22 protein-coding genes are annotated in these 22,435 nt (G+C 57.3%); 19 read left to right on the top strand and 3 right to left on the bottom strand.

Annotation, left to right across the window (positions count from 1 at the left end):
• Positions 1-6: 6 nt before the first annotated feature.
• Positions 7-732, top strand: coding sequence for an alpha/beta fold hydrolase (locus PEL8287_RS13850; protein ID WP_085893026.1), 726 nt, complete (start codon positions 7-9; stop codon positions 730-732).
• Positions 725-964, top strand: a complete 240-nt coding sequence (locus PEL8287_RS13845) for a hypothetical protein (RefSeq protein ID WP_085893025.1) — start codon at positions 725-727, stop codon at positions 962-964. Before PEL8287_RS13850 ends, PEL8287_RS13845 begins: the two co-directional genes overlap by 8 nt.
• 67 nt (positions 965-1,031) lie before the next feature.
• On the opposite strand, the gene phaZ is transcribed toward PEL8287_RS13845, so the two are convergent.
• Positions 1,032-2,336, bottom strand: a complete 1,305-nt coding sequence (phaZ, locus tag PEL8287_RS13840; RefSeq protein WP_085893024.1) for a polyhydroxyalkanoate depolymerase — start codon at positions 2,334-2,336, stop codon at positions 1,032-1,034.
• A gap of 106 nt (positions 2,337-2,442) precedes the next feature.
• Between phaZ and PEL8287_RS13835 the strand changes: the two genes are divergently transcribed.
• The 5 genes from PEL8287_RS13835 to PEL8287_RS13815 all read left to right on the top strand — a co-directional run bounded on the left by PEL8287_RS13835 (position 2,443) and on the right by PEL8287_RS13815 (position 7,034).
• Positions 2,443-4,248, top strand: coding sequence for a PHA/PHB synthase family protein (locus tag PEL8287_RS13835; protein WP_085893023.1), 1,806 nt, complete (start codon positions 2,443-2,445; stop codon positions 4,246-4,248).
• A gap of 140 nt (positions 4,249-4,388) precedes the next feature.
• Entirely contained in the window at positions 4,389-4,838 is a 450-nt protein-coding gene (locus tag PEL8287_RS13830; protein ID WP_085893022.1) for a phasin family protein, read from the top strand.
• A gap of 132 nt (positions 4,839-4,970) precedes the next feature.
• Complete coding sequence (phaR, locus tag PEL8287_RS13825) at positions 4,971-5,540, top strand: polyhydroxyalkanoate synthesis repressor PhaR (RefSeq protein ID WP_085893021.1); 570 nt, start codon at positions 4,971-4,973, stop codon at positions 5,538-5,540.
• A 6-nt stretch (positions 5,541-5,546) separates the two neighbouring features.
• Entirely contained in the window at positions 5,547-6,512 is a 966-nt protein-coding gene (locus PEL8287_RS13820) for a LysR family transcriptional regulator (RefSeq protein WP_085893020.1), read from the top strand.
• A 246-nt stretch (positions 6,513-6,758) separates the two neighbouring features.
• Complete coding sequence (locus tag PEL8287_RS13815) at positions 6,759-7,034, top strand: hypothetical protein (protein WP_085893019.1); 276 nt, start codon at positions 6,759-6,761, stop codon at positions 7,032-7,034.
• 65 nt (positions 7,035-7,099) lie between these two features.
• Here the strand turns inward: PEL8287_RS13815 and PEL8287_RS13810 are convergent, their stop codons facing one another.
• On the bottom strand, positions 7,100-7,843 hold the full coding sequence (locus PEL8287_RS13810) for a FadR/GntR family transcriptional regulator (protein ID WP_085893018.1): 744 nt from the start codon (positions 7,841-7,843) through the stop codon (positions 7,100-7,102).
• Positions 7,844-7,902: 59 nt separating this feature from the next.
• Between PEL8287_RS13810 and PEL8287_RS13805 the strand changes: the two genes are divergently transcribed.
• The 5 genes from PEL8287_RS13805 (at position 7,903) to PEL8287_RS13785 (ending at position 12,064) form a co-directional block, all read left to right on the top strand.
• Positions 7,903-8,667, top strand: a complete 765-nt coding sequence (locus PEL8287_RS13805) for a DUF2182 domain-containing protein (protein WP_370737926.1) — start codon at positions 7,903-7,905, stop codon at positions 8,665-8,667.
• Positions 8,668-8,670: 3 nt separating this feature from the next.
• Positions 8,671-9,303 (top strand): DUF1326 domain-containing protein, encoded by a 633-nt coding sequence (locus tag PEL8287_RS13800; protein ID WP_085893017.1) that lies wholly within the window; start codon positions 8,671-8,673, stop codon positions 9,301-9,303.
• Entirely contained in the window at positions 9,303-10,406 is a 1,104-nt protein-coding gene (locus tag PEL8287_RS13795; RefSeq protein ID WP_085893016.1) for a dimethylsulfoniopropionate demethylase, read from the top strand. The genes PEL8287_RS13800 and PEL8287_RS13795 overlap by 1 nt, the downstream gene beginning before the upstream one ends.
• An 88-nt stretch (positions 10,407-10,494) precedes the next feature.
• Positions 10,495-11,487 carry an acryloyl-CoA reductase gene (gene acuI, locus PEL8287_RS13790; protein WP_085893015.1) on the top strand — a complete coding sequence of 331 codons (993 nt, stop codon included), beginning with the start codon at positions 10,495-10,497 and terminating at the stop codon, positions 11,485-11,487.
• A 58-nt stretch (positions 11,488-11,545) separates the two neighbouring features.
• Positions 11,546-12,064: a GNAT family N-acetyltransferase gene (locus tag PEL8287_RS13785; RefSeq protein ID WP_085893014.1), complete on the top strand. Its 519-nt coding sequence runs from the start codon at positions 11,546-11,548 to the stop codon at positions 12,062-12,064.
• A 184-nt stretch (positions 12,065-12,248) separates the two neighbouring features.
• Here the strand turns inward: PEL8287_RS13785 and PEL8287_RS13780 are convergent, their stop codons facing one another.
• Complete coding sequence (locus tag PEL8287_RS13780; protein WP_085893013.1) at positions 12,249-13,373, bottom strand: NAD(P)/FAD-dependent oxidoreductase; 1,125 nt, start codon at positions 13,371-13,373, stop codon at positions 12,249-12,251.
• A 1,093-nt stretch (positions 13,374-14,466) separates the two neighbouring features.
• Between PEL8287_RS13780 and mraZ the strand changes: the two genes are divergently transcribed.
• From mraZ to mraY, 7 genes are all read left to right on the top strand, one after another.
• Positions 14,467-14,970 (top strand): division/cell wall cluster transcriptional repressor MraZ, encoded by a 504-nt coding sequence (gene mraZ, locus PEL8287_RS13775; RefSeq protein WP_085893012.1) that lies wholly within the window; start codon positions 14,467-14,469, stop codon positions 14,968-14,970.
• Positions 14,971-14,973: 3 nt separating this feature from the next.
• A complete protein-coding gene (gene rsmH, locus PEL8287_RS13770) occupies positions 14,974-15,966 on the top strand; it encodes a 16S rRNA (cytosine(1402)-N(4))-methyltransferase RsmH (RefSeq protein ID WP_085893011.1) in 993 nt (330 codons plus the stop codon).
• Positions 15,966-16,313, top strand: coding sequence for a cell division protein FtsL (gene ftsL / locus PEL8287_RS13765; protein ID WP_176228649.1), 348 nt, complete (start codon positions 15,966-15,968; stop codon positions 16,311-16,313). Before rsmH ends, ftsL begins: the two co-directional genes overlap by 1 nt.
• Positions 16,310-18,094, top strand: a complete 1,785-nt coding sequence (locus tag PEL8287_RS13760; RefSeq protein ID WP_085893009.1) for a peptidoglycan D,D-transpeptidase FtsI family protein — start codon at positions 16,310-16,312, stop codon at positions 18,092-18,094. Before ftsL ends, PEL8287_RS13760 begins: the two co-directional genes overlap by 4 nt.
• Positions 18,095-18,228: 134 nt before the next feature.
• Positions 18,229-19,710, top strand: a complete 1,482-nt coding sequence (locus PEL8287_RS13755) for a UDP-N-acetylmuramoyl-L-alanyl-D-glutamate--2,6-diaminopimelate ligase (RefSeq protein WP_085893008.1) — start codon at positions 18,229-18,231, stop codon at positions 19,708-19,710.
• A complete protein-coding gene (locus PEL8287_RS13750; RefSeq protein WP_085893007.1) occupies positions 19,707-21,146 on the top strand; it encodes a UDP-N-acetylmuramoyl-tripeptide--D-alanyl-D-alanine ligase in 1,440 nt (479 codons plus the stop codon). The genes PEL8287_RS13755 and PEL8287_RS13750 overlap by 4 nt, the downstream gene beginning before the upstream one ends.
• Positions 21,147-22,229: a phospho-N-acetylmuramoyl-pentapeptide-transferase gene (gene mraY, locus PEL8287_RS13745; RefSeq protein WP_085893006.1), complete on the top strand. Its 1,083-nt coding sequence runs from the start codon at positions 21,147-21,149 to the stop codon at positions 22,227-22,229.
• The last annotated feature ends 206 nt before the right edge of the window (positions 22,230-22,435 follow it).

The raw sequence follows: 22,435 nt of genomic DNA, 5'->3' as shown, positions 1-22,435 counted from the left end.
CCAAGAATGCGTGACCCATTGGTGTTTCTGCCGGGCATGATGTGTGATCTGCGTCTGTTTTCCCAGCAATTGATCGACCTGGGGCGCGAGGTGCCCGTGACCATAGCGCCGATAACGCAGGGTGTCCGGATAGAAGAAATCGCGTCGAACCTGCTGGATGGATTGCCGCGCAGGTTTGCCCTGGCGGGTTTATCGCTGGGTGGGATAGTGGCGATGGAAATCCTGCGCCGTGCACCGGACCGTGTGACGCGCATTGCGCTGATGGATACCAACCCACTGGCGGAAACACCGCAATCAGCCACCGAGTATGAGCCTTTTATCATCAAACTGCGGTCTGGCTGTGTTGCCGACGCAGTGCAAAGTTTTTTGCGTCCCGAATATCTGGCACCTGGGCCGGGTCGAGCCGAGGTCATGGGCCAGCTCATTCAGATGGCCGAGAATATCGGGGCGGATGCGATCATCCGTCAAACCCGCGCCATGCAGCGCCGGCGAGACTATCAATCCACGCTCAGACGTTGCAAGGTGCCAGCGCTGGTTTTGTGTGGGCAGCATGACGGATTGACGCCGGTCAAGCGCCACAGTTTCATGGCCGAGTTGATCCCGGTGGCCGAACTTGCCGTGATCGAGGACGCAGGCCATCTGCCAACACTTGAAGCACCTGAGGCCACAACCGAAGCGCTGCGCGCCTGGTTGAAACTGCCCTATGTCCTGCAAACCCGGGCCGATGCCTGACGAACCCGAAAATTGGCGGACCCGCCTGCGCCGGTTGCGCCGCCACGTTCAACTCTGGACCGGTCGCCATCTGCCGCCGGGCCTGCGGCTGGTCGCCGGGCTGCTTCTGATCGCAGGCGGTCTGTTGGGGTTTTTGCCTGTGCTTGGGTTTTGGATGATCCCCATCGGCATTGCCGTGGCCGCACTGGATGTTGTCCCGCTGATCCGTTGGTTGCGGGGGCGAAAGAAATAGCGCGTCTTAAAATGCGCCTGCATTGCCCGGACCGGTTGAAAGGTCCGGAACAGGCAGCATAGCCAGATCAGGCGGCCGCGTTCTTATTGGCGGCTTTGGCTTTGGCTTTGCGCGGCGATGTGCGGCTGCGTTTGGCGGGTGCCTCAGAGTTGGCGTCAATGAAATCCAGAACCAGCGGACGGATGTTATTGCGCCAGCTGCGCCCTGCGAAGATACCGTAGTGGCCGGCGTCGGGCTCAAGATAGCTGGCTTTTTTCGAATCCGGCAGCCCGGTGCACAAATCCAAAGCTGCGATGCACTGACCTGGCGCCGAAATGTCGTCTTTGCCGCCCTCGACCGTTTTTACCGCAACATTGGTGATGGCGCCAAAATCCACCTGATGCCCATCTACCACAAACCTGTTCTGCGCAACTTCCAGCCCTTTGAAGATGCGTTCGACGGTCGAAAGGTAGAATTCGGCAGGCATGTCCATGACGGCAAGATATTCGTCGTAGAATTTGTTGTGGGGGTCGTGATCGCTGGCTTCACCCTGGGCGACGCGACCGATCTGATCGACAAAAGCCTTGGCGTGACGCTCGCCATTCATCGACATGAACGATTGCAGCTGCAAAAGGCCCGGATAAACCAATCGTCCGACACCCTTGTATTTGAAACCAACACGCTGGATCATGGTTTCCTCGAGCTGGCCCATGGTCACGCGACGGCCAAAGTCGGTCACGTCTGTGGGGGTTGCATCGGGGTCGACCGGTCCACCGATCAGCGTCAGCGACCGGGGCTGCGCATGAGGGTTTTTTTCCGCCAGATAGGCGGTGGCCGCAAGGGTCAGGGGCGCCGGTTGGCAGACGGCGATGACATGCAGGTCAGATCCAAGTTGTTGCATGAAATCAACCAGATATAACGTGTAGTCCTCGACATCGAATTTGCCTGCGCTAACCGGAATATCGCGGGCGTTGTGCCAGTCGGTCACGTAGACCTCGCAATCGGGCAGCAGCGACCGTACGGTCGAGCGCAGAAGTGTCGCGTAGTGGCCCGACATCGGGGCGACCAGCAAAACGCGGCGGTCCATTTCCTCGCGACCGGTAACATCAAAGTGGATCAGGTCGCCAAACGGGCGTTCAATCACTGTTTCCACTTTGATAAGGTGATCGCGGCCGTCCTCGCCGGTGATCGACTCGATCCCCCAGTCGGGTTTGCAGACCATGCGCTGAAACGTGCGTTCCGTTACCTCACCCCAGGCTGCCATCCATTGAAACATCGGGTTTGGCACCATGCTGAAAACCGGGTACGATGCCAGTGACATGGCTGATGCGCCCATCCACTGGTTTGTATTACGGAGGGTTTCCATAAGGTCGTATGTGGTCATGTAACGCATTATCGTCTCCACTAATGGGTATGCGGCCCGGTTCCATTCGTCGCACTGCCCCTCCAGTAGGGCGACGTTATGCTGCATAGCAGAAACTTACGAGGGATTCGTTTAAATGGCAACGCATGAGGATGTCGCAGGTAAAAATCTCGGAAAGCTGGGCGAGAACCTTGAAAAGGTCGAGCAACTTTCACAGCGGCTCGTAAATGCCTTGTCCGAGCGGAATCCAGCCAACCCGACCCTGAATTCACCGTCTCAGGATTTATTTACCAAGGCGGCCACGTCGTATTGGGGCGATATGCTGGAAAACCCCGGCAAACTATATGAACAACAGTTTGAATACTGGGGCAAAGCTGTCCGCCATTTCATCGACGCCCAGCAGGTGCTTCTGAAAGGCAGCGCCCCGGAAGAAGACACTGAAGTTGCCGAAATACTTAAGGGTGACCGGCGTTTTGCCAATCCGCTGTGGGAAACCAACCCGTATTTCAGATACATCAAAAACCAGTATGCGCTGAACAAACACGCGATTGAGCAGGCCGTTCACAATGTGGACGAACTTGACCCGAAGGAAAAGCGCCGTCTTGAATACTTTTCAAATCAGATCATTGATATGATGAGTCCGACCAACTTTCTGGGCACCAACCCCGACGCCCTGGAGCGCGCGATCGAAACCGAGGGGGAAAGCCTGGTCAAGGGACTGGAGAACCTGATTGCTGATCTTGAGGCAAACAAGGGTGAAATGGTTGTGCGTCTGGCCGACGAAAACGCGTTTGAGCTGGGTGGAAACATCGGGACTACTGAAGGCGAAGTGGTTTTTCGCAACCGGATGATGGAATTGATCCAATACACCCCGACCACGGAAAAGGTGCATGAAATACCGCTGGTGATCTTTCCGCCCTGGATTAACAAATTCTACATTCTGGATCTCAAAGAACAGAACAGCATGATCAAATGGGTCACAGATCAGGGTTATACGCTGTTTGTGGTCTCCTGGGTCAACCCCGATACCTCGATGGCCGATATCACGATGGACACCTATGTCGACGAGGGTTTTCTGACTGCAATCCGCGAGGCCAAGGCGATCACCGGGCAAAAGCAGGTGAATACCGTGGGCTATTGTATTGCAGGCACAACGTTACATCTGACTCTGGCGCTGTTGGCCAAACGAGGCGACAAGTCGGTCAAGTCGGCCACCTTCTTTACGGCGCTGACGGATTTTTCCGAGCAGGGGGAATTCACCCCGTTTCTGCAGGATGATTTCATTGACGGCATCGAGGCTGAAGTAAACGAGCAGGGCATTCTGCGCTCGTTCATTCTGGGGCGCACTATGTCTTTTCTGCGGTCCAACGATCTGATCTATCAGCCGGCAATCAAAAGCTACATGATGGGCGAGACGCCTCCGGCTTTTGATCTTCTTTACTGGAATGGCGACGGGGCCAACCTGCCTGGCAAGATGACAATGCAATATCTGCGGGGCCTGTGTCAGCGAAATGAATTTGTCGAGGACGGGTTCATGATCTGCGGTGAGAAACTGCATATCAGTGATGTGAAGGTACCACTGATGTCTGTGACCTGCGAAACCGACCATATCGCGGCGTGGAAAGATTGCTATCGCGGCTTTCAGCAGACCGGCTCCAAGGATCGCACGTTTATCGTTTCGCAGTCAGGCCATATCGCGGGCATCGTCAACCCGCCGTCAAAAAAGAAATATGGCCATTATACAAATGATGATCTCAGCCTCTCAGCAGATGACTGGATGGAGCGGGCGACTTTCCACGAAGGATCGTGGTGGCCGCGGTGGGAATCGTGGCTGGCCAAGAGATCAGGAAAGATGATTCCGGCGCGCCAACCCGGCGATTCGGACCATCCACCGCTGGCTCCAGCACCCGGAACCTATGTGCGCCGCAAAGCAAATGCCTGATCTTTCAGGCGTTTTCGCGCTTGCTAAATAATTTATGCTGCAGTGCAGAAAAAACTTGAAATGCTGCGCTGCAGCATGTAGATATATGTGCAGTTGCAGAAACAGCGGGCCGACCCGCCACAAGCACAAGGAATTGACCAATGGCTAAAACACAAGATTTCAACGCCGTAATGAAAGACATCATGGGCGCATTCCCCGTCGACACCAAAGCGATGGAAGATGCCTTCAAAAACCAAGCATCCCTGAGCGAAAAGCTTTCGGGCGTTGCTCTGACAGCTGCCGAAAAATCGGCTGAAATCTCGAACAAATGGACCAAAGAGACCCTGGCCAAACTGAACGAGATGACCAAAGCAAAATCCGAGCCTGCCGACTACGCAAAAGCACTGACCGATTTCGCTTCGGCCAATGCTGAAGTTGCTGCTGAAAACATGTCTGCTTTCGCGGAAGTTGCCAAGAAAATCCAAATGGACACTGTCGAACTGCTGATGGCAGCCGGCAAAGACCTGCAGGCAGATGCTGCAAGCGCCGTCAAAAAAGCCACCGACGATGTGACTTCGGCTGCGAAAAAAGCAACAGCTGCTGCCAAGTAATAGCAGAACAGCAACCCGTACCCTCCCTGACGGGTTAGTCTGCGAAGGGCGAGCTTTACGGCTCGCCCTTTCTTTTTGTGCTGCGGTAGCATAAGCTTTGCTGCAACGCTGCATTTTCTGGGAGGAAACCCCGTGGCTGAAACCAACAAACCGTTACTCATCAAACGTTACGCCAGCCGCCGGTTGTATAATACCGAGACGTCCGATTACGTCACACTCGAAGACATTGCCGAGTTTATCCGCGAAGGTCGCGAGGTGCAGATCATTGATCTGAAATCGGGCGATGACCTGACCCGCCAATACCTGCTGCAGATCATCGCCGAGCATGAAAGCCGCGGCGAAAACATGCTTCCCATCAACGTGCTGACCGATCTGGTGCGTAGCTATGCAACACAGGCCAGTAGCGTCGTGCCTGAATTTCTTCAGGCCAGTTTCGAGATGCTGCGCGACGGTCAGTCCAAGGTTATGGAAAACATGACCAAGGCCAATCCGCTGGCCGGAATGCCCGGAATGGAAGCCATGCGCGCCCAGCAAGAGGCTTTCATGAAGGCCATGACCGGTGGCTTGGGCGGTCTGTCTGGTATGCCGTCCGCAATGCCGGGGCAGAGCAGCAAAGAAGACGAGCCTTCTGATGACAATCTTGATGACATCAAAAAACAGCTGTCCGAGTTACAAGACAAGCTTTCAAAACTGGGAAAATAGGCCGCGATGGTCGACAGCCCTGGCCGGATAACCCTTTGGGGGATAGAGGTGTTCATGGCCGCGGCCGATGAACGCTCGATCTCGGCGGCTGCCCGGCGTCTTGGTGCCAGCCCGTCGGCCGTCAGCCAGCAACTCACCAATCTGGAAGGCGCCGTTGGCGCCACGCTGCTGCAACGCAATGCCCGTCCAATCCGCCTGACACCCGCAGGCGAGATCATGCACCGCCGTGCGCAGGTTATCCTGAACGAGGCCGCTCAGGCCCGTGCCGAACTTGCGATGTCCGATTTGTCGCGACTTACCCGTTTTCGTCTTGGCATGATCGAGGATTTCGAGGCTGACGTGACGCCGCAACTTCTGACTCATATGGCCGCCGAACTTAAAGGTTGCCAGTTTCTGCTGGAAACCGGAGCCAGTCATTACCTTTATGATCTGCTTGAGTCACGTTCACTTGATGTGATCGTCGCGGCAGAGTTTGGTGCCGAAACAGATTGGGTAGAGGTGCATCCTTTGATGCGCGAGGGCTTTGTTGTGGCGGCCCCGAAAGGCGTGATCAAGCCTGGTGGCGATATCTTGCGCCAGCTCAAACGCCTGCCGCTGGTGCAATATACACAGCGCCACTATATGGGCCGTCTGCTAACCTCGCATCTGGCGCGGCAAAACATCAGCCTTCCACACCGGTTTGAACTGGATAGCTACCATGCGATCCTTGCGCTTGTCGGGCAGGGGGCGGGCTGGACCATCCTGACTCCGTTGGCCTTGATGCGGGCGCGCCGCTTTGCCGCTCAGATCGACGTGATGGATTTGCCGTTTGAACCCCTGTCTCGCACGATTTCGCTGACGGCACGAAAAGGAATTCTGCAGGAAATGCCGGAAAGCGTGGCAAAAACGTTAAGGCCAATTTTGCAGGAAAGCATCGTGAAACCCGCGATTGCGCAACATCCGTTTCTTGAGAGTTCCCTGAAAGTGTTCTGAGCTTTGGCAGCTTGGTCTGCCTGAGGTTGCGAATCAAGGTTAGAACTCAATGCCCAATTTTCGCCATATTTGAAGGGAGGCGGTGCAAATTTTTGTGTTCTTTGTTTCCCTTTTGCGGCCAATGCTCTGCTGTGCGGGCAGTTGTTACGTAAGTGTATGGAAATACGCCAAAAATAAGGCAGTGCTTTTTGTTTTTTACCACATTTCGAATAGGATCGATGCTGTCGGAACTGGGGGAAGACAAAAATGCAAAATAATGTTTATGTACTGAGTGAACGCGTCGAAAAGCCGGTTGGCGCAATTTTTGAAGTCGCACGCAAGGGTCGCCAAAAAGCGCTTCTATCGATTTCCGGTTATTGTGTGAAGGTTGCAGATAGCGATCAGATCATTCGTAAGTTCTGGAGTGACAGCCCCCCCTCGCTGGGTGAGTTGGCCGAAACTTTTGGAACCGACACATATCTGGTTTCGGTCACAAGAGAACGCAAACGCATCCGCACATTCAAGCCCGCCCCTTTTCAATAATCAAAAAGCAACGGGCGAACCTGCAAAACGCCAGAAATCAATTGGGCTGGTTAAGGCGAAACGCTTTAACCGGCCGGGCGCGATTTGTGTAACCGGGCTTCCATGACACCCCGGGCCAGATGCAATGTGTAGCTTTCCAACTCGCGCAGGGCAGTCTGTGCCGCAGGGCCATTCTTTGCCTCGATCGCGTCGGCGATACGGCTATGAAACCCGACGATTTCTTCGCGCGAACGGGCCGTAAAGGTGATCATGTTCATCAGTGGCTGCATCGCCTCGACCGCACCGGCCAGTTGATAGGACAGCACCGGATTACCCGCCGCGTCCACCAATGCGCGGTGAAAGGTGACATCCGAGGCGCAGAATGATTCGTCACTCAGCCCCGGCTGGCCCTGACGGTGGATTTCGGCCCGCATCGTGGCCAGATGATCAGGCGTGCGCCGCTCGGCCGCCAGCGGCGTACAGGCGCGTTCCAACGCGTATCGTGCTTCGCAGGCCACGTCGAAACTGACTGCATTCATAGACAACAGCAGCGTCGCTGTGGTGATTTGCTGACCGTAAGCCTCTTCATAACTTAACCGATTTACAAACGCGCCGCCAAAGGCGCCACGTTGCGTACGGATCAGCGATTGGGCTGCCAGTCGTTTCAGCGCCTCGCGCACGGTCGGGCGCGAGACATTGAACTGATCGGCCAGTTCGGCCTCGGATGGCAGGCGTTCATCCACGATCATGTCACCACTGACAATCGCGTCGCGAATTGCCTGTGCGATCTGTGCCGAAAGGTCGGCTTTATTGTCCGGATCAATTTTCATTTGTCATACATTTAAATGTCTGACATTTTAAAAGCAAGACCCGAGTCGGAGGACACCGCTTGCGTAACCTGTTTGCCATTCCCCTGCGCAGCCTGTTGTGGCTGGGCTTTTTTGCGGCCATCCTGGCGGCGTGGTGGGTGATGTTTTCGATGGCGCGGATGTCGGGGCTGGATATTCTGGGGCGCTCGACGGGCATGAACATGATGCCAATGACCAGTTTTGGCGCACTGGCACCGATGTGGGCGATCATGATGGCGGCAATGATGCTGCCCACTTTGGTGCCGACCCTGCGCAGCTACGAAGATCTGATGGTCAGCGCCAATGGCACCCGGGCAGGGTGGCTGGGCGTGCTTCTGGGCTATTTCATCACCTGGGTCGGCTTTGCCGCCTTGATTGCGGGCGTGCAGGTGGGGCTGTTGACCAGTGGTATAATTGACAGCCTTGGCATCGCCACGTCACCGGCCATTGCCGCGGCGCTTTTGGTGGTGGTTGGGCTTTTCCAGTTTTCCCGCGCCAAAGAAATTTGCCACGGCGTCTGTCATTCACCTATGATGTATTTCGTGGGCCACTGGCGCACCGGGTTTGGCGGCGGTTTGCGCATGGGGCTTGGCCTTGGGGCATTCTGCGTCGGCTGCTGCTGGGGCTTTATGGCGCTTGGTTTCGTCGGCGGGGTGATGAACCTGGCCTGGATGGGACTGGCAACTTTTTTCATGGTGCTCGAAAAACTGCCGCAGATCGGGCACCGGATTACAAAACCAATGGGGACCTTGCTGGTCCTGGCGGGTCTGGCGGTTTTTGCCGCACCCTTGTTCATGAAAGGATAAGTCATGGCCGAAGTAAAAAAGGCGCCGGTGGAATGGTCCATCAAAGGCGAACTTTTTCTGAACTGTTCGTGTACCGTATTCTGCCCCTGCGTTGTCAGCCTTGGGGCGCATCCGCCGACCGAAGGCCATTGCCATGCCTGGATGGCCATAGCGATTGACGAGGGACATTACGAAGGCGAAGACCTGTCGGGGCTGAATGTCGGCCTTCTGGTCGATATCCCCGGTCGCATGGGCGAGGGCAACTGGAAGGTTGCGGCCTATGTCGATGACCGCTCGACCGAGGCGGCCTATGACGGGATTCTGCAAATCTTTTCGGGTCAGGCGGGCGGCACTACCGGCCTTTTCACTATGCTGGTTTCCGAGATCATCGGCGCCGAGCGTCAGAAGGTCGAGATCACCCGAGAAGGCAACAAGCGCGGCATCTATATCGGCCGCAAGATCGCCGGTGAAATCGAGATGGTCGAAGGCCTGAGCCCGGATCACCCGGTCATGGTCACCAATTCGAAATACTGGATGGGGCCTGACATCATCGCGGCGCGCGGCGTTAAATCCAAGGTGCGCGACTATGGTCGTGTCTGGGACTTTGGTGGCAAATCCGCTGAAATCTGCCCGATCGACTGGAAAGGTCCTAACTGATGGTCGCACTTTCGCTGTCGCACCGTTTGCGGCGCACCCCGTTTTCTGACGGCGTTGAGGCTTCAGGCGTCAAGGCCTATACAGTCTACAATCATATGCTGCTGCCGACGGTGTTCCGCAGCCCGGCTGAGGATTATCACCACCTGAAGACGGCGGTGCAGATCTGGGATGTGGCCTGCGAGCGGCAGGTCGAACTGCGTGGACCCGATGCTGCGCGTCTGATGCAGATGCTGACCCCGCGCGATCTGCGGGGCATGAACGTGGGCCAGTGCTATTACGTGCCAATTGTGGATGAAACCGGTGGCATGCTGAATGACCCCGTGGCCGTGAAACTGGCCGAGGACCGCTGGTGGATCTCCATTGCGGATTCCGACCTGCTGTATTGGGTCAAGGCAATTGCCCATGGCTGGCGGCTGGATGTATTGGTGGACGAGCCCGATGTTTCGCCTTTGGCTGTGCAGGGGCCCAAAGCCGATGATCTGATGGCGCGGGTTTTTGGCGACAGCGTGCGCGATGTGCGTTTCTTCCGATACGGCGTGTTTGATTTTCAGGGTCGTAACCTGGTGATCGCGCGCTCAGGGTATTCCAAGCAAGGCGGGTACGAGATTTACGTCGAGGGCGGCGATATTGGTATGCCGCTGTGGAATGCGCTGTTTGAGGCAGGCAAGGATCTGGACGTGCACGCCGGCTGCCCCAACCTGATCGAGCGGATCGAAGGCGGGCTGCTGAGCTATGGCAATGACATGAACAGCAACAACACCCCGCATGAATGCGGCCTTGGCAAGTTCTGCAACACCCATACGGCAATCGGCTGTATCGGTCGTGATGCCCTGTTGCGGGTTGCCAAGGAAGGCCCGGTGCAAAAAATCTGCGCGGTTGAGATTGAAGGCCCGAACGTGCCGGGTTGCGACCGCTGGTGGCCGATCATGGCTGGGGGCAAGCGTGTTGGACGGATCAGCTCGGCTGCCTGGTCGCCTGATCACAATACCAACGTGGCCATCGGCATGGTCCGTATGACCCATTGGGAGCCGGGTACCGAGGTTGAGGTCGAGGCCCCGGATCAGACACGACGCGCCGTGGTGCGCGAGGCCTTCTGGGCCTGAGTTCGCGACAGCGGCGAAAGCGAGGGGCCAGCCCCTCGCGCTCCCCGGGATATTTGAAGCAAGAAGAACGAGATTTAGGAGAGAGACGATGTTCAAGGCTCTGGTTGTTGAGAAAGACGAGGAAAGCGGCAAGACATCCGCGGCGGTCAAGGAGATCAGCGAAAGTGATCTGCCCGAGGGCGAGGTGACGGTTGCCGTCGAGTATTCCACTGTCAACTACAAAGATGGGCTGTGCATCGGGCCGGGTGGCGGGCTGGTGCGTAAGTATCCGCATGTGCCGGGGATTGATTTTGCCGGTACTGTCGAGTCATCCTCGGATGACCGCTATAAACCCGGTGACAAGGTTGTTCTGACCGGCTGGCGCGTCGGCGAGGCGCATTGGGGCGGTTATTCACAAAAGGCCAATGTCCGTGCGGATTGGCTGGTGCCGCTTCCCGAGGGCCTTGATGCGCGGGCTGCGATGGCTGTTGGTACCGCTGGGTTCACGGCAATGCTGGCGGTGATGGCGCTTGAGGATCACGGGCTTGTCCCTGGCCATGGTCCGGTTTTGGTGACCGGGGCGGCGGGTGGTGTGGGCTCGGTTGCCACGGCCATTCTGGCAAACCTCGGATATGAGGTGGCAGGTGTGACCGGCCGCCCCGAGACCGCCGATTACCTCAAATCCCTTGGGGCCAAGCAGATCGTTGCGCGTGAAGAGATCAACGAAACAGTCAAACGCCCGCTTGAGGCCGAAACCTGGGCAGGTTGTGTGGATGCGGTGGGGGGAGACATGCTGGCGCGTGTGCTGGGGCAAATGAAATACGGCGCCTCGGTTGCCGCTGTCGGCCTTGCCGGCGGTGCAGGCCTGCCGGCGACGGTTATCCCTTTCCTGCTGCGCGGTGTGAATCTGTTGGGGATCGACAGCGTGATGCAGCCTTATGATAACCGCGTTCGCGCGTGGCAGAGGATTGCCAAAGACCTGCCGATGGACAAGCTGGAGGCGATGATTCAGCCTGCGACGCTGGAAGATCTGCCAGGTCTGGGCCGTGATATCCTGAAAGGTCAGGTCAAGGGCCGTGTTGTAGTCGATGTGAACGCCTGAACCTTGCGCCAATGCTCTCGCGTGGGTAGTGAAAACAGGCCACACGCGGGGGGGCGGAATGAACGACAGGGCAAACATCACAATCAGATTTGCGCGCGACGAAGATTTCGAGGCGCTCTGGCCAATCCTGCGCGGCGTAATCCGCGCGGGGGATACCTATGCTTATGACCCCGACATGTCTTGCGACGCGGCGTTCGACCTGTGGATGAAAGCGCCGCGCGCCACCTATGTCGCGATGATCGGGGGCAAGATTCTGGGCACCTACTACATCAAGACCAACCAGCAGGGCGGCGGCGCCCATGTCTGCAACTGCGGTTACATGGTGGCGCCAACCGCGCGCGGGCAGGGGCTGGCCGCAGCTATGTGCCTGCATAGTCAGGACGAGGCCCGCGCTATGGGCTATATGGCGATGCAGTTCAATTTCGTCGTTTCTACGAACACGGGCGCGATACGGTTGTGGGAGCGCCTGGGGTTTGAAACCGTCGGCCGTCTGCCGCTTGCGTTCAACCACCCAACGGCTGGGCTGGTCGATGCGCTGGTCATGAGCAAACCTCTGGCGCCGCAATCAGACGCCTGAAGCATCCGGTCTGAATTCAGCTTTGCGGGACAAAGCTGCCAATCGATGCGTTAGCCTGATCATCTTCTCTACCGCATAAAATCCAAGCTGAGAGCGGCCGAGGCCTTGCCGCCCGCGAACGCCATTCGTCGTCGGCGAGGTGTAAAACCAGGCCCAAGGCAGCACAGTATTGCTTTTTCACCTTTTAGAGATTGAACCAGCGCGACCTTCGCGTTTCGTCGAAACCTTGCTTAAAGCGCTTTCCGGCAATCGAGGGCGGATGGTAGATCGCTTCAAGTTTCGGGCCGGTCAGAAAATCGAGCTGTGCATAGCTCACACGGCCATCCCCGTATTCGACGATGCACGTGCCTTGCCCCGTGTTGAGTTGCGCGTTGCTGCCCCTGAGCTTTGCGAGGATGGACGTAGACACGCAGTGGGCGGCACTTTCGGCGAACGTACCCGATTTGGGCAATCCCGTCGCGGCCATATCCCCGATGGCGTAGACGCCCGGAAAACGCGTCTCCAGTGTCGACAGGTCGATGGGAACCCAGCCATCCTCCGTCAGTCCGCTGTCGATCACCACCTGCGGCGGCTGGTGCTTGGGTACGCCGAGGAACAACGCGAAGGGCAGTTCTGTCCCGTCGTCCAGCACCGCCAATCCGGGCTCGAGTCGGATGACCGTGCGCTGCTTCAGAAGTCTGATGCCAAACTCTTCAAACGACTCCATTAGTGCCTGCGCCATCTCGGCCGAGGCGGGCATCGGGCTTGATAGGGGCGAGACGAACGTTATGTCGCAATCCTTCCGGATTCCGCGTTCTGTCAGATAATGGTGCAGGGTCAGGGCGCATTCGCTGGGCCCGGGGGGGCATTTGTAAGGAAAGCCGCAGATCCCGACAATCACCGGACCCGAGTTGAAGCCGGGAAAGACGTCGCGCAGCCGGTCCGCACCGGCGTCGGAATAAAATTCGTTACCATGCTCGACGAGGCCGGGCGTCGCCGCCATGTCATAGTCCGCCCCGAGCGCGATTACGAGAAAGTCGGCCTCATAGGTGCCGCCATCCGTCGTTACGCGCTTCGCAGTGGCGTCGATGGCGGTTATCGTCTCTTTGACAAGACGTATGCCGGGCTTTTCGAAGGCGGCGTAAGGCAAGGAAACATCGTCCAGCGTCGTCTTGCCGAACATGACGTCGATTCTGGAATATCCAAAGACGAAACTGTCCCTTCGATCGACGACAGTGACATCGGCCCCCTCGCCAAGGGCCTCTGACAGAAGGGTGGCAAGTTCCAGGCCGCCAAAGCCTGCGCCCAGAATGAGAACTCGAGATTTCATATGTAATCCTTGCTGATGAGACCGACCTCGGAGTTGCCCGAAATTGCGTCCGGTCTCTTGGAGAAGGGCCTGGTTTGTTGTCTGCCAGAGGTTCTCTACGCAAAAACCGTGAAACGAGTAGGCAGCGTATCGCTCGAAAAGTCAATCAAGGGGGGCAACGCGCCTTGTGCATCCAGCACGTGGAAAGGCCGGGCCGCGACGGACGCTTGGAGAGAGGCGACCAAGGTTCACCGAAGCTTGCCCATTTCTGAACCAACATACCATGCGCGCAGCCAGCATCCGAAAACGTCATCTCCCTGATCCGCTCGAAACGAAGGATCAAAAAGGGCTCATAATTGCCATTGGTTGTCTGGTATAACTCTTGAGCACCGTACCGGGCCTGTAAATGGAAGCTAACCAAGCCAGGCCAGAACCTACGTTTCGTGCGCAATTGCCCTAACGCCTCCCTTTGAGTCTACGTAATCTGCGTACGAAACGTACGGTCACGGGATTTTATGGGAACGGGGGCGGAAAGCGATAAGAATTTCTGCTGATAATCACGAATCATCTATGGGAAATGGGCCGGATTGCGCGCCAAAAGCCGACTGGGCAAAGGCAATTTGCAGTTATATTTGAGTAAAACTAAAAATTTCAGGGAATTCGTGGGAATTAATATCACAGCAATGCTGCCACAATATGTAGTGTCGCATTTTTTTGCATTCGCTAGGTAATGCGTTGTTTTGGTGAGTGACGCCACATTATCTGGTTTTATAGACCTGTGGAGCACAAGATGATGTAGCATTTTCCCGTAAATACTTGTTGATTTCCATGAATTCCCATGGCATCCCTAGTAACACGATGAGGTCGGGAATAAAGGGGCGCACAAAAGACCCCGCAAAATCTCCCAAGTCAGGTTTCATACAGGCCCCGCTTTCATCGAACAAAGGATCCGGCGCGCGGGCGAGCAGACATCCCCCCAGGTGGCGCGCGCAGCTGGACATACCCCGCAACGCGGGACGAGGGCGGCGGATTGGGCAGTGGCAGCAGCTCAATCCGTCGTTTCGTTTCAAGGGGTTAGTTTTCCGGGGGGCAAGTATAAAGGGCCAAGGGTACAGTGGTTCGCAGGTTCAGAGGTGAAAGCCACCACAAGGTGGATGCAAAGGGCAGGGTGTCAATCCCGGCCTCTTTTCGCCGTGTGTTGGAGGCATCTGACCCTAACTGGACCGAAGGGCTGAACCCCGAACTGGTCATCGTTTATGGCGACCACCGCCGCAACTATCTTGAATGCTACACGATTGAAGCGATCAACGAGGTTGATGCGCAAATCGCCAGCCTGCCGCGTGGCTCGATGGAGCGCAAAATGCTGCAGCGCCTTTTTCAGGGCCAATCCTTTCCTACAAACGTAGATGAAACCGGCCGCCTGGTTCTGCCGGCCAAGCTGCGCCAGAAAATCGGCCTTGAAGGCGAGGCGTTCTTTATCGCCGCGGGCGATACTTTTCAGGTTTGGAAGCCGGAAACCTATGAAAAAGAAGAGCTTTCCAAAACCGAAACGTGGCTGGATGAACTGCCTGACGATTTTGATCCGCTGATCTATCTGGATAGCGCGAAAGGGGACTAAGCCATGGCTGCTGCGGCCGCACTCCCTGTTGATGCCCCTCATATCCCGGTTTTATTGCGTCCGTTGATCGCGGCCGTTTCACCCGTTCTGGGCACTTGGATGGATGGGACTTTGGGGGCGGGCGGGTATACGCGCGCTCTGCTTGAGGCAGGCGCTGACAAAGTGATCGGCGTTGACCGCGACCCGATGGCGCTTGAGATGGCGACGACGTGGGGTGCGCCCTATGGCGACCGTCTGGAACTGGTGCTTGGCACGTTTTCCAAGATGGACGACTACGGTCAGGATCTGGACGGGATTGTTCTGGATCTGGGTGTGTCCTCGATGCAGCTGGACCAGGCCGAACGTGGCTTTTCCTTCATGAGGGACGGGCCTTTGGATATGCGGATGAGTCAGCGGGGCCGGTCTGCAGCCGATCTGGTCAATGACGCTGAAGAGGCCGTTCTGGCTGATATCCTTTATCTTTACGGCGAAGAGCGCGCAAGCCGCCGCATTGCCCATGCCATCGTACGTGAACGCGCCATATCGCCAATTAAGACAACGCTGCAACTGGCAGGAATTATTGAAAAATGCCTGCCGCGCTCCAAGCCGGGGCAAGCCCATCCGGCAACCCGCAGTTTTCAGGCGATACGTATCGCGGTGAACGACGAATATGGTGAGTTGATTTCGGGGCTTGAAGCGGCGGAGCGCGCGCTCAGGCCCGGCGGGCAATTGGCGGTGGTGACTTTTCACTCGATCGAAGACCGCATGGTCAAACGCTTCCTGCAGGCCCGGTCGGGTGGCAGTGGCAGGGGCAGTCGCTATGCGCCGGAAATCCAGCATGAATTGCCGCAGTTTACACTAAAGTCACGCAAGGCCATTGGCCCGGATGAAACTGAATTGGCCGAAAATCCACGGTCGCGCAGCGCCAAACTGCGTGTTGCCATCCGCACCAATGCGCCGGCGGGCAAAACCGACCGGAAGGCAATTGGCATGCCACTACTAAAAGGGGATTACTGATGCGCAGCCTGTTTTATGCGCTGACCGCATTGGCGGTGATCGGGCTGGCCTTTTGGGCCTACCGCGAGAATTACGAAACACAGGAGGCGCAGGGCAAGGCGCAGCAACTGCAGCGCCAAATCGCCGATGCCCGGCAGCGGTTGCGTGTGCTTAATGCCGAATGGGCCTATCTCAACCGCCCTGACCGGCTGCGGGATCTGGCTGAAATCAACTATGACAAGCTGGGGCTTTTGCCGCTGCAGCCCTACCAGTTTGGCAAGATCGATCAGGTGGCCTTTCCGCCCGAGGATGATCTGTTGCCGATCACCAACCCGGTCGATGTCTCCAACATGGAGGGGCTGCAATGATCCGAACACCGCTACGTCCGCTGGCCCGTATTCTGGAGGCGCGTGCCAAAGGCGAGAACCCCGATGCAATCGAACGCGAAAATATCCGCCTGCGCCACGAGGAAATGCGGGATCGCTCGCGGCTGCGGGCCGAGGGGCGCCTGTTGGTTCTGGGGATGATGTTTTTCTGTGCTTTTACCCTGATCGGCGGGCGCATGGGTGTGCTGGCCAATTCCGAGCCTTCCGAACCACGCGCCAGTGTGGCGGGTGCCGAAATTCTTGCGCAACGCGCGGACATCGTAGACCGCAAGGGGCGCATTCTGGCCACCAATTTCGAAACCCATAGCCTCTATGCCCAGCCTCAACAGCTGATCGAGCCTGAAAAGGCTGCCCAAAAGCTGGCTGAAATCTTTCCCGACCTTGACGGTGACCGGCTGCTCAAGGATTTCACCGGCAAACGCAAGTTTCTGTGGATCAAAAAGAAAATCAGCCCCGAGCAAATGCAAGCGGTGCATGAACTTGGCGAGCCAGGGCTTTTGTTTGGCCCGCGCGAGATGCGCCTCTATCCCAACGGCAAGCTTGCAGCCCATGTTCTGGGCGGAGCCAGCTTTGGTCGCGAAGGCGTTCACGCGGCAGAGGTGATCGGGGTCGCCGGTATCGAGAAATTCTATGATGATCGTCTTCGCGACCCAGCGATGGGTCATCAGCCTCTGCGTTTGTCTCTGGATCTGTCAGTGCAGGCGGCGACCGAGCGGGTTCTTTTTGGCGGTATGAACATCATGAATGCCAAAGGCGCTGCGGCAGTGCTGATGGATGTTCACACAGGCGAGGTGATTGCCATCGCGTCGCTTCCAGATTTTGATCCCAATGATCGCCCCCGGCCGCCGACGACAGGCAACCCAAGCGACAGCCCGCTTTTCAACCGGGCTGTGCAGGGTGTTTATGAGCTTGGATCGACCTTCAAGATTTTCGCAGTCAGTCAGGCGCTTGAACTGGGGTTGCTTAACCCGTCGACCATGATTGACATCAAGGGCCCGATGCGGTGGGGCAAACACAGGATCCGGGATTTCCACAACTACGGATCCGAGCTGTCGGTAACCAAGGTGATTGTCAAATCCTCAAATATAGGGACTGCCAGGATCGCCCAGATGATTGGTGCGGACCGGCAGCAGGAGTTTCTTAAGTCACTGGGTTTATTGGATTCTGTGCCATTCGAAATGGTCGAGGCCAAAGGCGGCCAGCCCTTGTTGCCACCTAAATGGTCTGAACTTTCGGCGATGACAATCTCGTATGGACATGGGCTATCGACAAGTCCGCTGCATCTGGCCACGGCCTATGCTGCGATCGCCAATGGCGGCACCATGGTTAAACCGACGTTGCTGCAACAACCCGCAAACCAGCTGGGCCCGCGCGTTATGTCACGACAAACAGCCTCGGCGGCGCGGCAAATGCTGCGTCAGGTTGTCACCGAAGGCACTGCCAGCTTTGGCGAAGTGCCGGGCTATGCCGTGGCAGGCAAGACAGGAACCGCTGACAAGCCCAAAGAACGTGGGGGCGGATATTACAATGACAAGGTCATAGCGACGTTTGCCAGCTTTTTCCCCGCCCATGATCCGAAATATGTGCTGGTTGTCACGCTGGATGAACCAGTGGAAACATCGGGCAGTGAACCGCGCCGTACAGCAGGATGGACGGCCGTGCCGGTCGCCGCCGAGATCATTCGCCGTGTGGCACCCTTGTTGGGTTTGCGACCTGCGATTGAACCCGGGGAATTGGCTGGTATAACGCTGACATCGAATTGAAGCGTTTTGTGTCTGGGTGAGGCCACTCTGCCGATGTGAAACGCCCGCAATGTAAAAGTGTGGCACGCGTCTTGTCTGATGCCCCAGTATTAGGGTAGGGCAAGGCGCATTTGGCCGGAGTAGGGTAGATCGCGGTGGGGCAAAAAAAATCATTGGCAGAGCTGGGATTGACGGCTCAGGGCGGGCGGCGCGCAGACGTGACCGGTATTGCGGTTGACAGCCGTGACGTGAAGGAAGGTTTTCTTTTTGCAGGGCTGCCCGGCACGCGCGTGCACGGGGGTGAATTTATCCAATATGCGTTACGCATGGGGGCCGCGGCCGTACTGACCGACGCTGAGGGTGCGCGCATCGCACACGAGGTGTTGGCCGACAGCGACGCCGCGCTGATCGTCGCCGAAGATCCCCGGCAGACACTGGCCTATGCTGCGGCGCTTTGGTTCGGCGCGCAGCCTGAAGTAATGGTCGCCATAACCGGCACAAACGGGAAGACATCCGTCGCATCCTTTACTTGCCAGATCTGGGAGGCTTTGCATCTTGATGCGGTGAATCTGGGCACCACAGGGGTTGAGGGAGCCTATTCGGCACCGTTGGCGCATACAACGCCGGAACCGATTACCCTGCACCGGTTGCTGGCCGAGTGCGATGCCGCCGGCGTGACTCATGCTGCGATGGAGGCCTCCAGTCACGGGCTGGCCCAACGGCGACTGGATGGTGTCAGGCTGGCTGCTGCTGGCTTTACCAATTTTACCCAGGACCACCTGGATTATCACGCCTCATTTGACGAATACTTTGCCGCCAAATCGGGATTGTTTTCGCGCGTATTGCCGGAAGACGGCGTGGCAGTCATCAATATTGACGATCCGCGTGGCCCTGAAATGGCGGCCATCGCTACGGATCGCGGGCAGGATCTGATCACTGTGGGCCGCAGCCCCGGTGCTGATCTGCAATTGCAGGCGCAACGCTTTGACGCCACGGGGCAGGAGGTGCGGTTTTCGTGGGAAGATCGCATTCATCAGCTGCGCCTCAACCTGATCGGCGGATTCCAGGCAGAAAACGTATTGCTGGCAGCCGGACTGGCAATTGGTGCAGGCGCTGATCCGGGCCGCGTGTTCGAAAGCCTGTCACAAATGAAAACCGTTCGTGGCCGGATGCAGCTGGCCGCCACCCGCGAAAACGGTGCGGCTGTGTTCGTTGATTATGCCCATACGCCTGATGCGGTGGCGACTGCGCTAAAGGCGTTGCGCCCGCATGTGATGGGCCGGCTTGTTGCTATCGTAGGGGCTGGTGGCGATCGTGATACTGCCAAACGTCCGTTGATGGGGCAGGCGGCGGCAGACAACGCCGATCTGGTGATCGTGACCGATGATAACCCCCGATCCGAAGACCCCGCCAGCATTCGCGCAGCGGTCATGCAGGGGTGTCATGACGCAACCGAGGTTGGCGACCGCGCCGAAGCAATTTTGCGCGGCGTCGATTGTCTGGGACCCGGTGATGCCTTGCTGGTGTTGGGTAAAGGGCACGAAACGGGCCAGACTATTGGGGATTGTATTCTTCCGTTTGATGACAGCGAACAGGCAAGCGTGGCGGTCGCGGCGCTGGATGGAGGGATGGCATGACACTCTGGTCTGCTTCCGATGCCGCCGCTGCGACAGGCGGATATTCCACAACAGACTGGCAAGCCACGGGTGTTTCAATCGACACCCGAACGCTGCAGGCTGGTGACCTGTTTGTAGCCCTTAAAGCTGCGCGCGACGGTCATGAATTTGTCGCCAAGGCTTTGGAAAATGGCGCGGCGGCAGCCCTCGTCAGCTATATCCCGGATGGGGTCGCTGAAACTGCACCACTGCTTATCGTTGATGATGTCCTGATGGGGCTTGAAGCGTTGGGTCGCGCGGCCCGTGCCCGCAGTTCGGCGCGCGTTGTCGCGGTAACCGGTTCGGTCGGGAAGACATCAACCAAGGAAATGTTGCGCCAGGTTCTGGGGGCTCAGGGCAAAACCCACGCGGCTGAGGCCAGTTACAACAATCACTGGGGTGTGCCGCTGACGTTGGCGCGGATGCCTGTCGACACAGAATTCGCGGTGATCGAGATCGGGATGAACCATCCCGGTGAAATCGCGCCCTTGTCCCGCATGGCTCGGCCCGATGTGGCGATGATCACGACCGTTGCTGCAGCCCATCTTGAAGCTTTTGACAATATCCAGGGAATCGCCCTTGAAAAGGCGTCAATTTTTGAAGGGCTGGAACCCGGTGGCGTGGCGGTGATCAATGCCGATCTGGAAACAAGCATGATCCTGCTTGAGAAAGCCAGAACCGCGGGCGCGCGGATTGTTCCCTTTGGTGCACAAAGCGAAAGTTTCACCCTTAAGGGTGTTACTCTTGCAGATGATATCACGGTTGTCCAAGCGCAGGTTCTGGGCGGGCCTATGTTGTTCAAGATTATGACCGCCGGGCGCCATTTTGCTATGAATGGCCTTGGCGTGCTTGCCGTGGTCGACGCTTTGGGGGCTGATCTGGGGCTGGCCGCGATCGAGCTGTCCAACTGGGTTCCGCCGCCCGGTCGGGGAACGCGTGAAACTGTCTTGCTTGACACGGCGGACGAGGACCTGACCATCGACCTGATTGATGACGCCTTCAATGCGAACCCCACCTCGATGGCGGCAGCGCTTGAGGTGCTGGCCGCCTCTGCGCCGCGCGACGGAGTGGGCAGGGTATCCAAGGGGCGTCGTGTTGCCATTCTGGGCGATATGCTGGAACTGGGGCCTGACGAGGTCGCTCTGCACAGTGATATTGCCCGATCACGCCATATTGAGGCCCTGGACGAAATCCATTGCGTTGGCCCGCTCATGCGCCATTTCTGGCAGGCCCTTCCGGAACGACGCCGCGGTAAATGGGTTGAAACCGCAGAAGAACTGGCAGACCGGGTACATCGCGTGATAGACGCAGGCGATGTGGTTCTGGTCAAGGGATCGAAGGGTAGCCGTGTCAGCCTTGTGGTCGATGCGCTGCGACGGGCAGGGCGTATGCCGCGCCAGCACAAGAGGGACAGCTAGATGCTTTATTGGTTGACCGCATGGTCGGACGGCGGGGACGCATTTAACCTGTTCCGCTACATCACTTTTCGGTCTGGCGGGGCATTCATGACCGCGCTGATCTTTGGGTTTATCTTTGGTCAGCCGCTAATCAATGTGCTGCGTCGCAAGCAGGGCAAGGGCCAACCCATCCGTAGCGATGGGCCTGAATCCCATTTCGCCAAATCCGGTACACCCACCATGGGGGGGTTGCTGATTGTGGGGGCGCTGCTGACCTCGACCTTGCTTTGGGCCCGACTGGACAACCCGTTTGTCTGGTTGGTTCTGTTTGTTACCATTTCCTTTGGGTTGATCGGCTTCGCTGATGATTACGCAAAGGTTTCCAAACAAAACGTGTCAGGCGTACCCGGAAAGGTAAGGTTGGGCCTGGGATTTCTGATCGCTGCCATCGCAAGTTACTGGGCCACGATGTACCATCCCGAGCCACTGCAATACAAACTTGCCCTGCCGGTTTTCAAGGATACGCTGTTAAATCTGGGCCTGTTCTTTATCCCATTTGCCATGTTCGTCATTGTCGGGGCCGCCAACGCGGTCAATCTCACCGACGGTTTGGATGGTCTGGCGATCATGCCGGTGATGATTGCTGCAGGCACGCTGGGCGTCATTGCCTATGCGGTGGGCCGGGTGGACTTCACCGAATATCTTGATGTGCATTACGTGCCCGGTACCGGCGAAATCCTTGTGTTCTGTGCAGGGCTATTCGGCGGCGGTCTGGGCTTTTTGTGGTACAACGCACCACCTGCGGCTGTCTTTATGGGCGACACCGGATCGCTGGCCCTGGGTGGCGCCTTGGGGGCCATTGCAGTGGCCGCAAAGCACGAGATCGTGCTGGGTATTGTCGGCGGCCTGTTTGTGGTCGAGGCGCTTTCGGTGATCATTCAGGTGCTTTATTTCAAACGCACCGGCAAACGGGTCTTTCTGATGGCTCCCATTCATCACCACTACGAGAAAAAAGGTTGGGCCGAGCCGCAGATTGTGATCCGCTTCTGGATCATTGCCTTGATCCTCGCGATGATCGGTCTTGCTACGCTTAAAGTACGATAAAGGGACCGCCCATTCGCCTTTGCAGGGTGGCTCGTAAAAGGCGAATGCAGTGGAAAACCGCGATGAGTGGAATTCTGAAGCAGGGTGTTTTGTGCGTATCCATGACCCCGAGGGAAACCCGATTGAACTGTGGCAGCCACCAGCGGCTTACTGATACCGCAGTTTGATTGTCTTGCGACGCGTTAGGAAACCGACCATTCTGCGCG

The organism is Roseovarius litorisediminis (genome assembly GCF_900172295.1).
Classification (GTDB): Bacteria; Pseudomonadota; Alphaproteobacteria; order Rhodobacterales; family Rhodobacteraceae; genus Roseovarius; species Roseovarius litorisediminis.
This window is presented reverse-complemented; position numbering and strand designations above follow the sequence as displayed.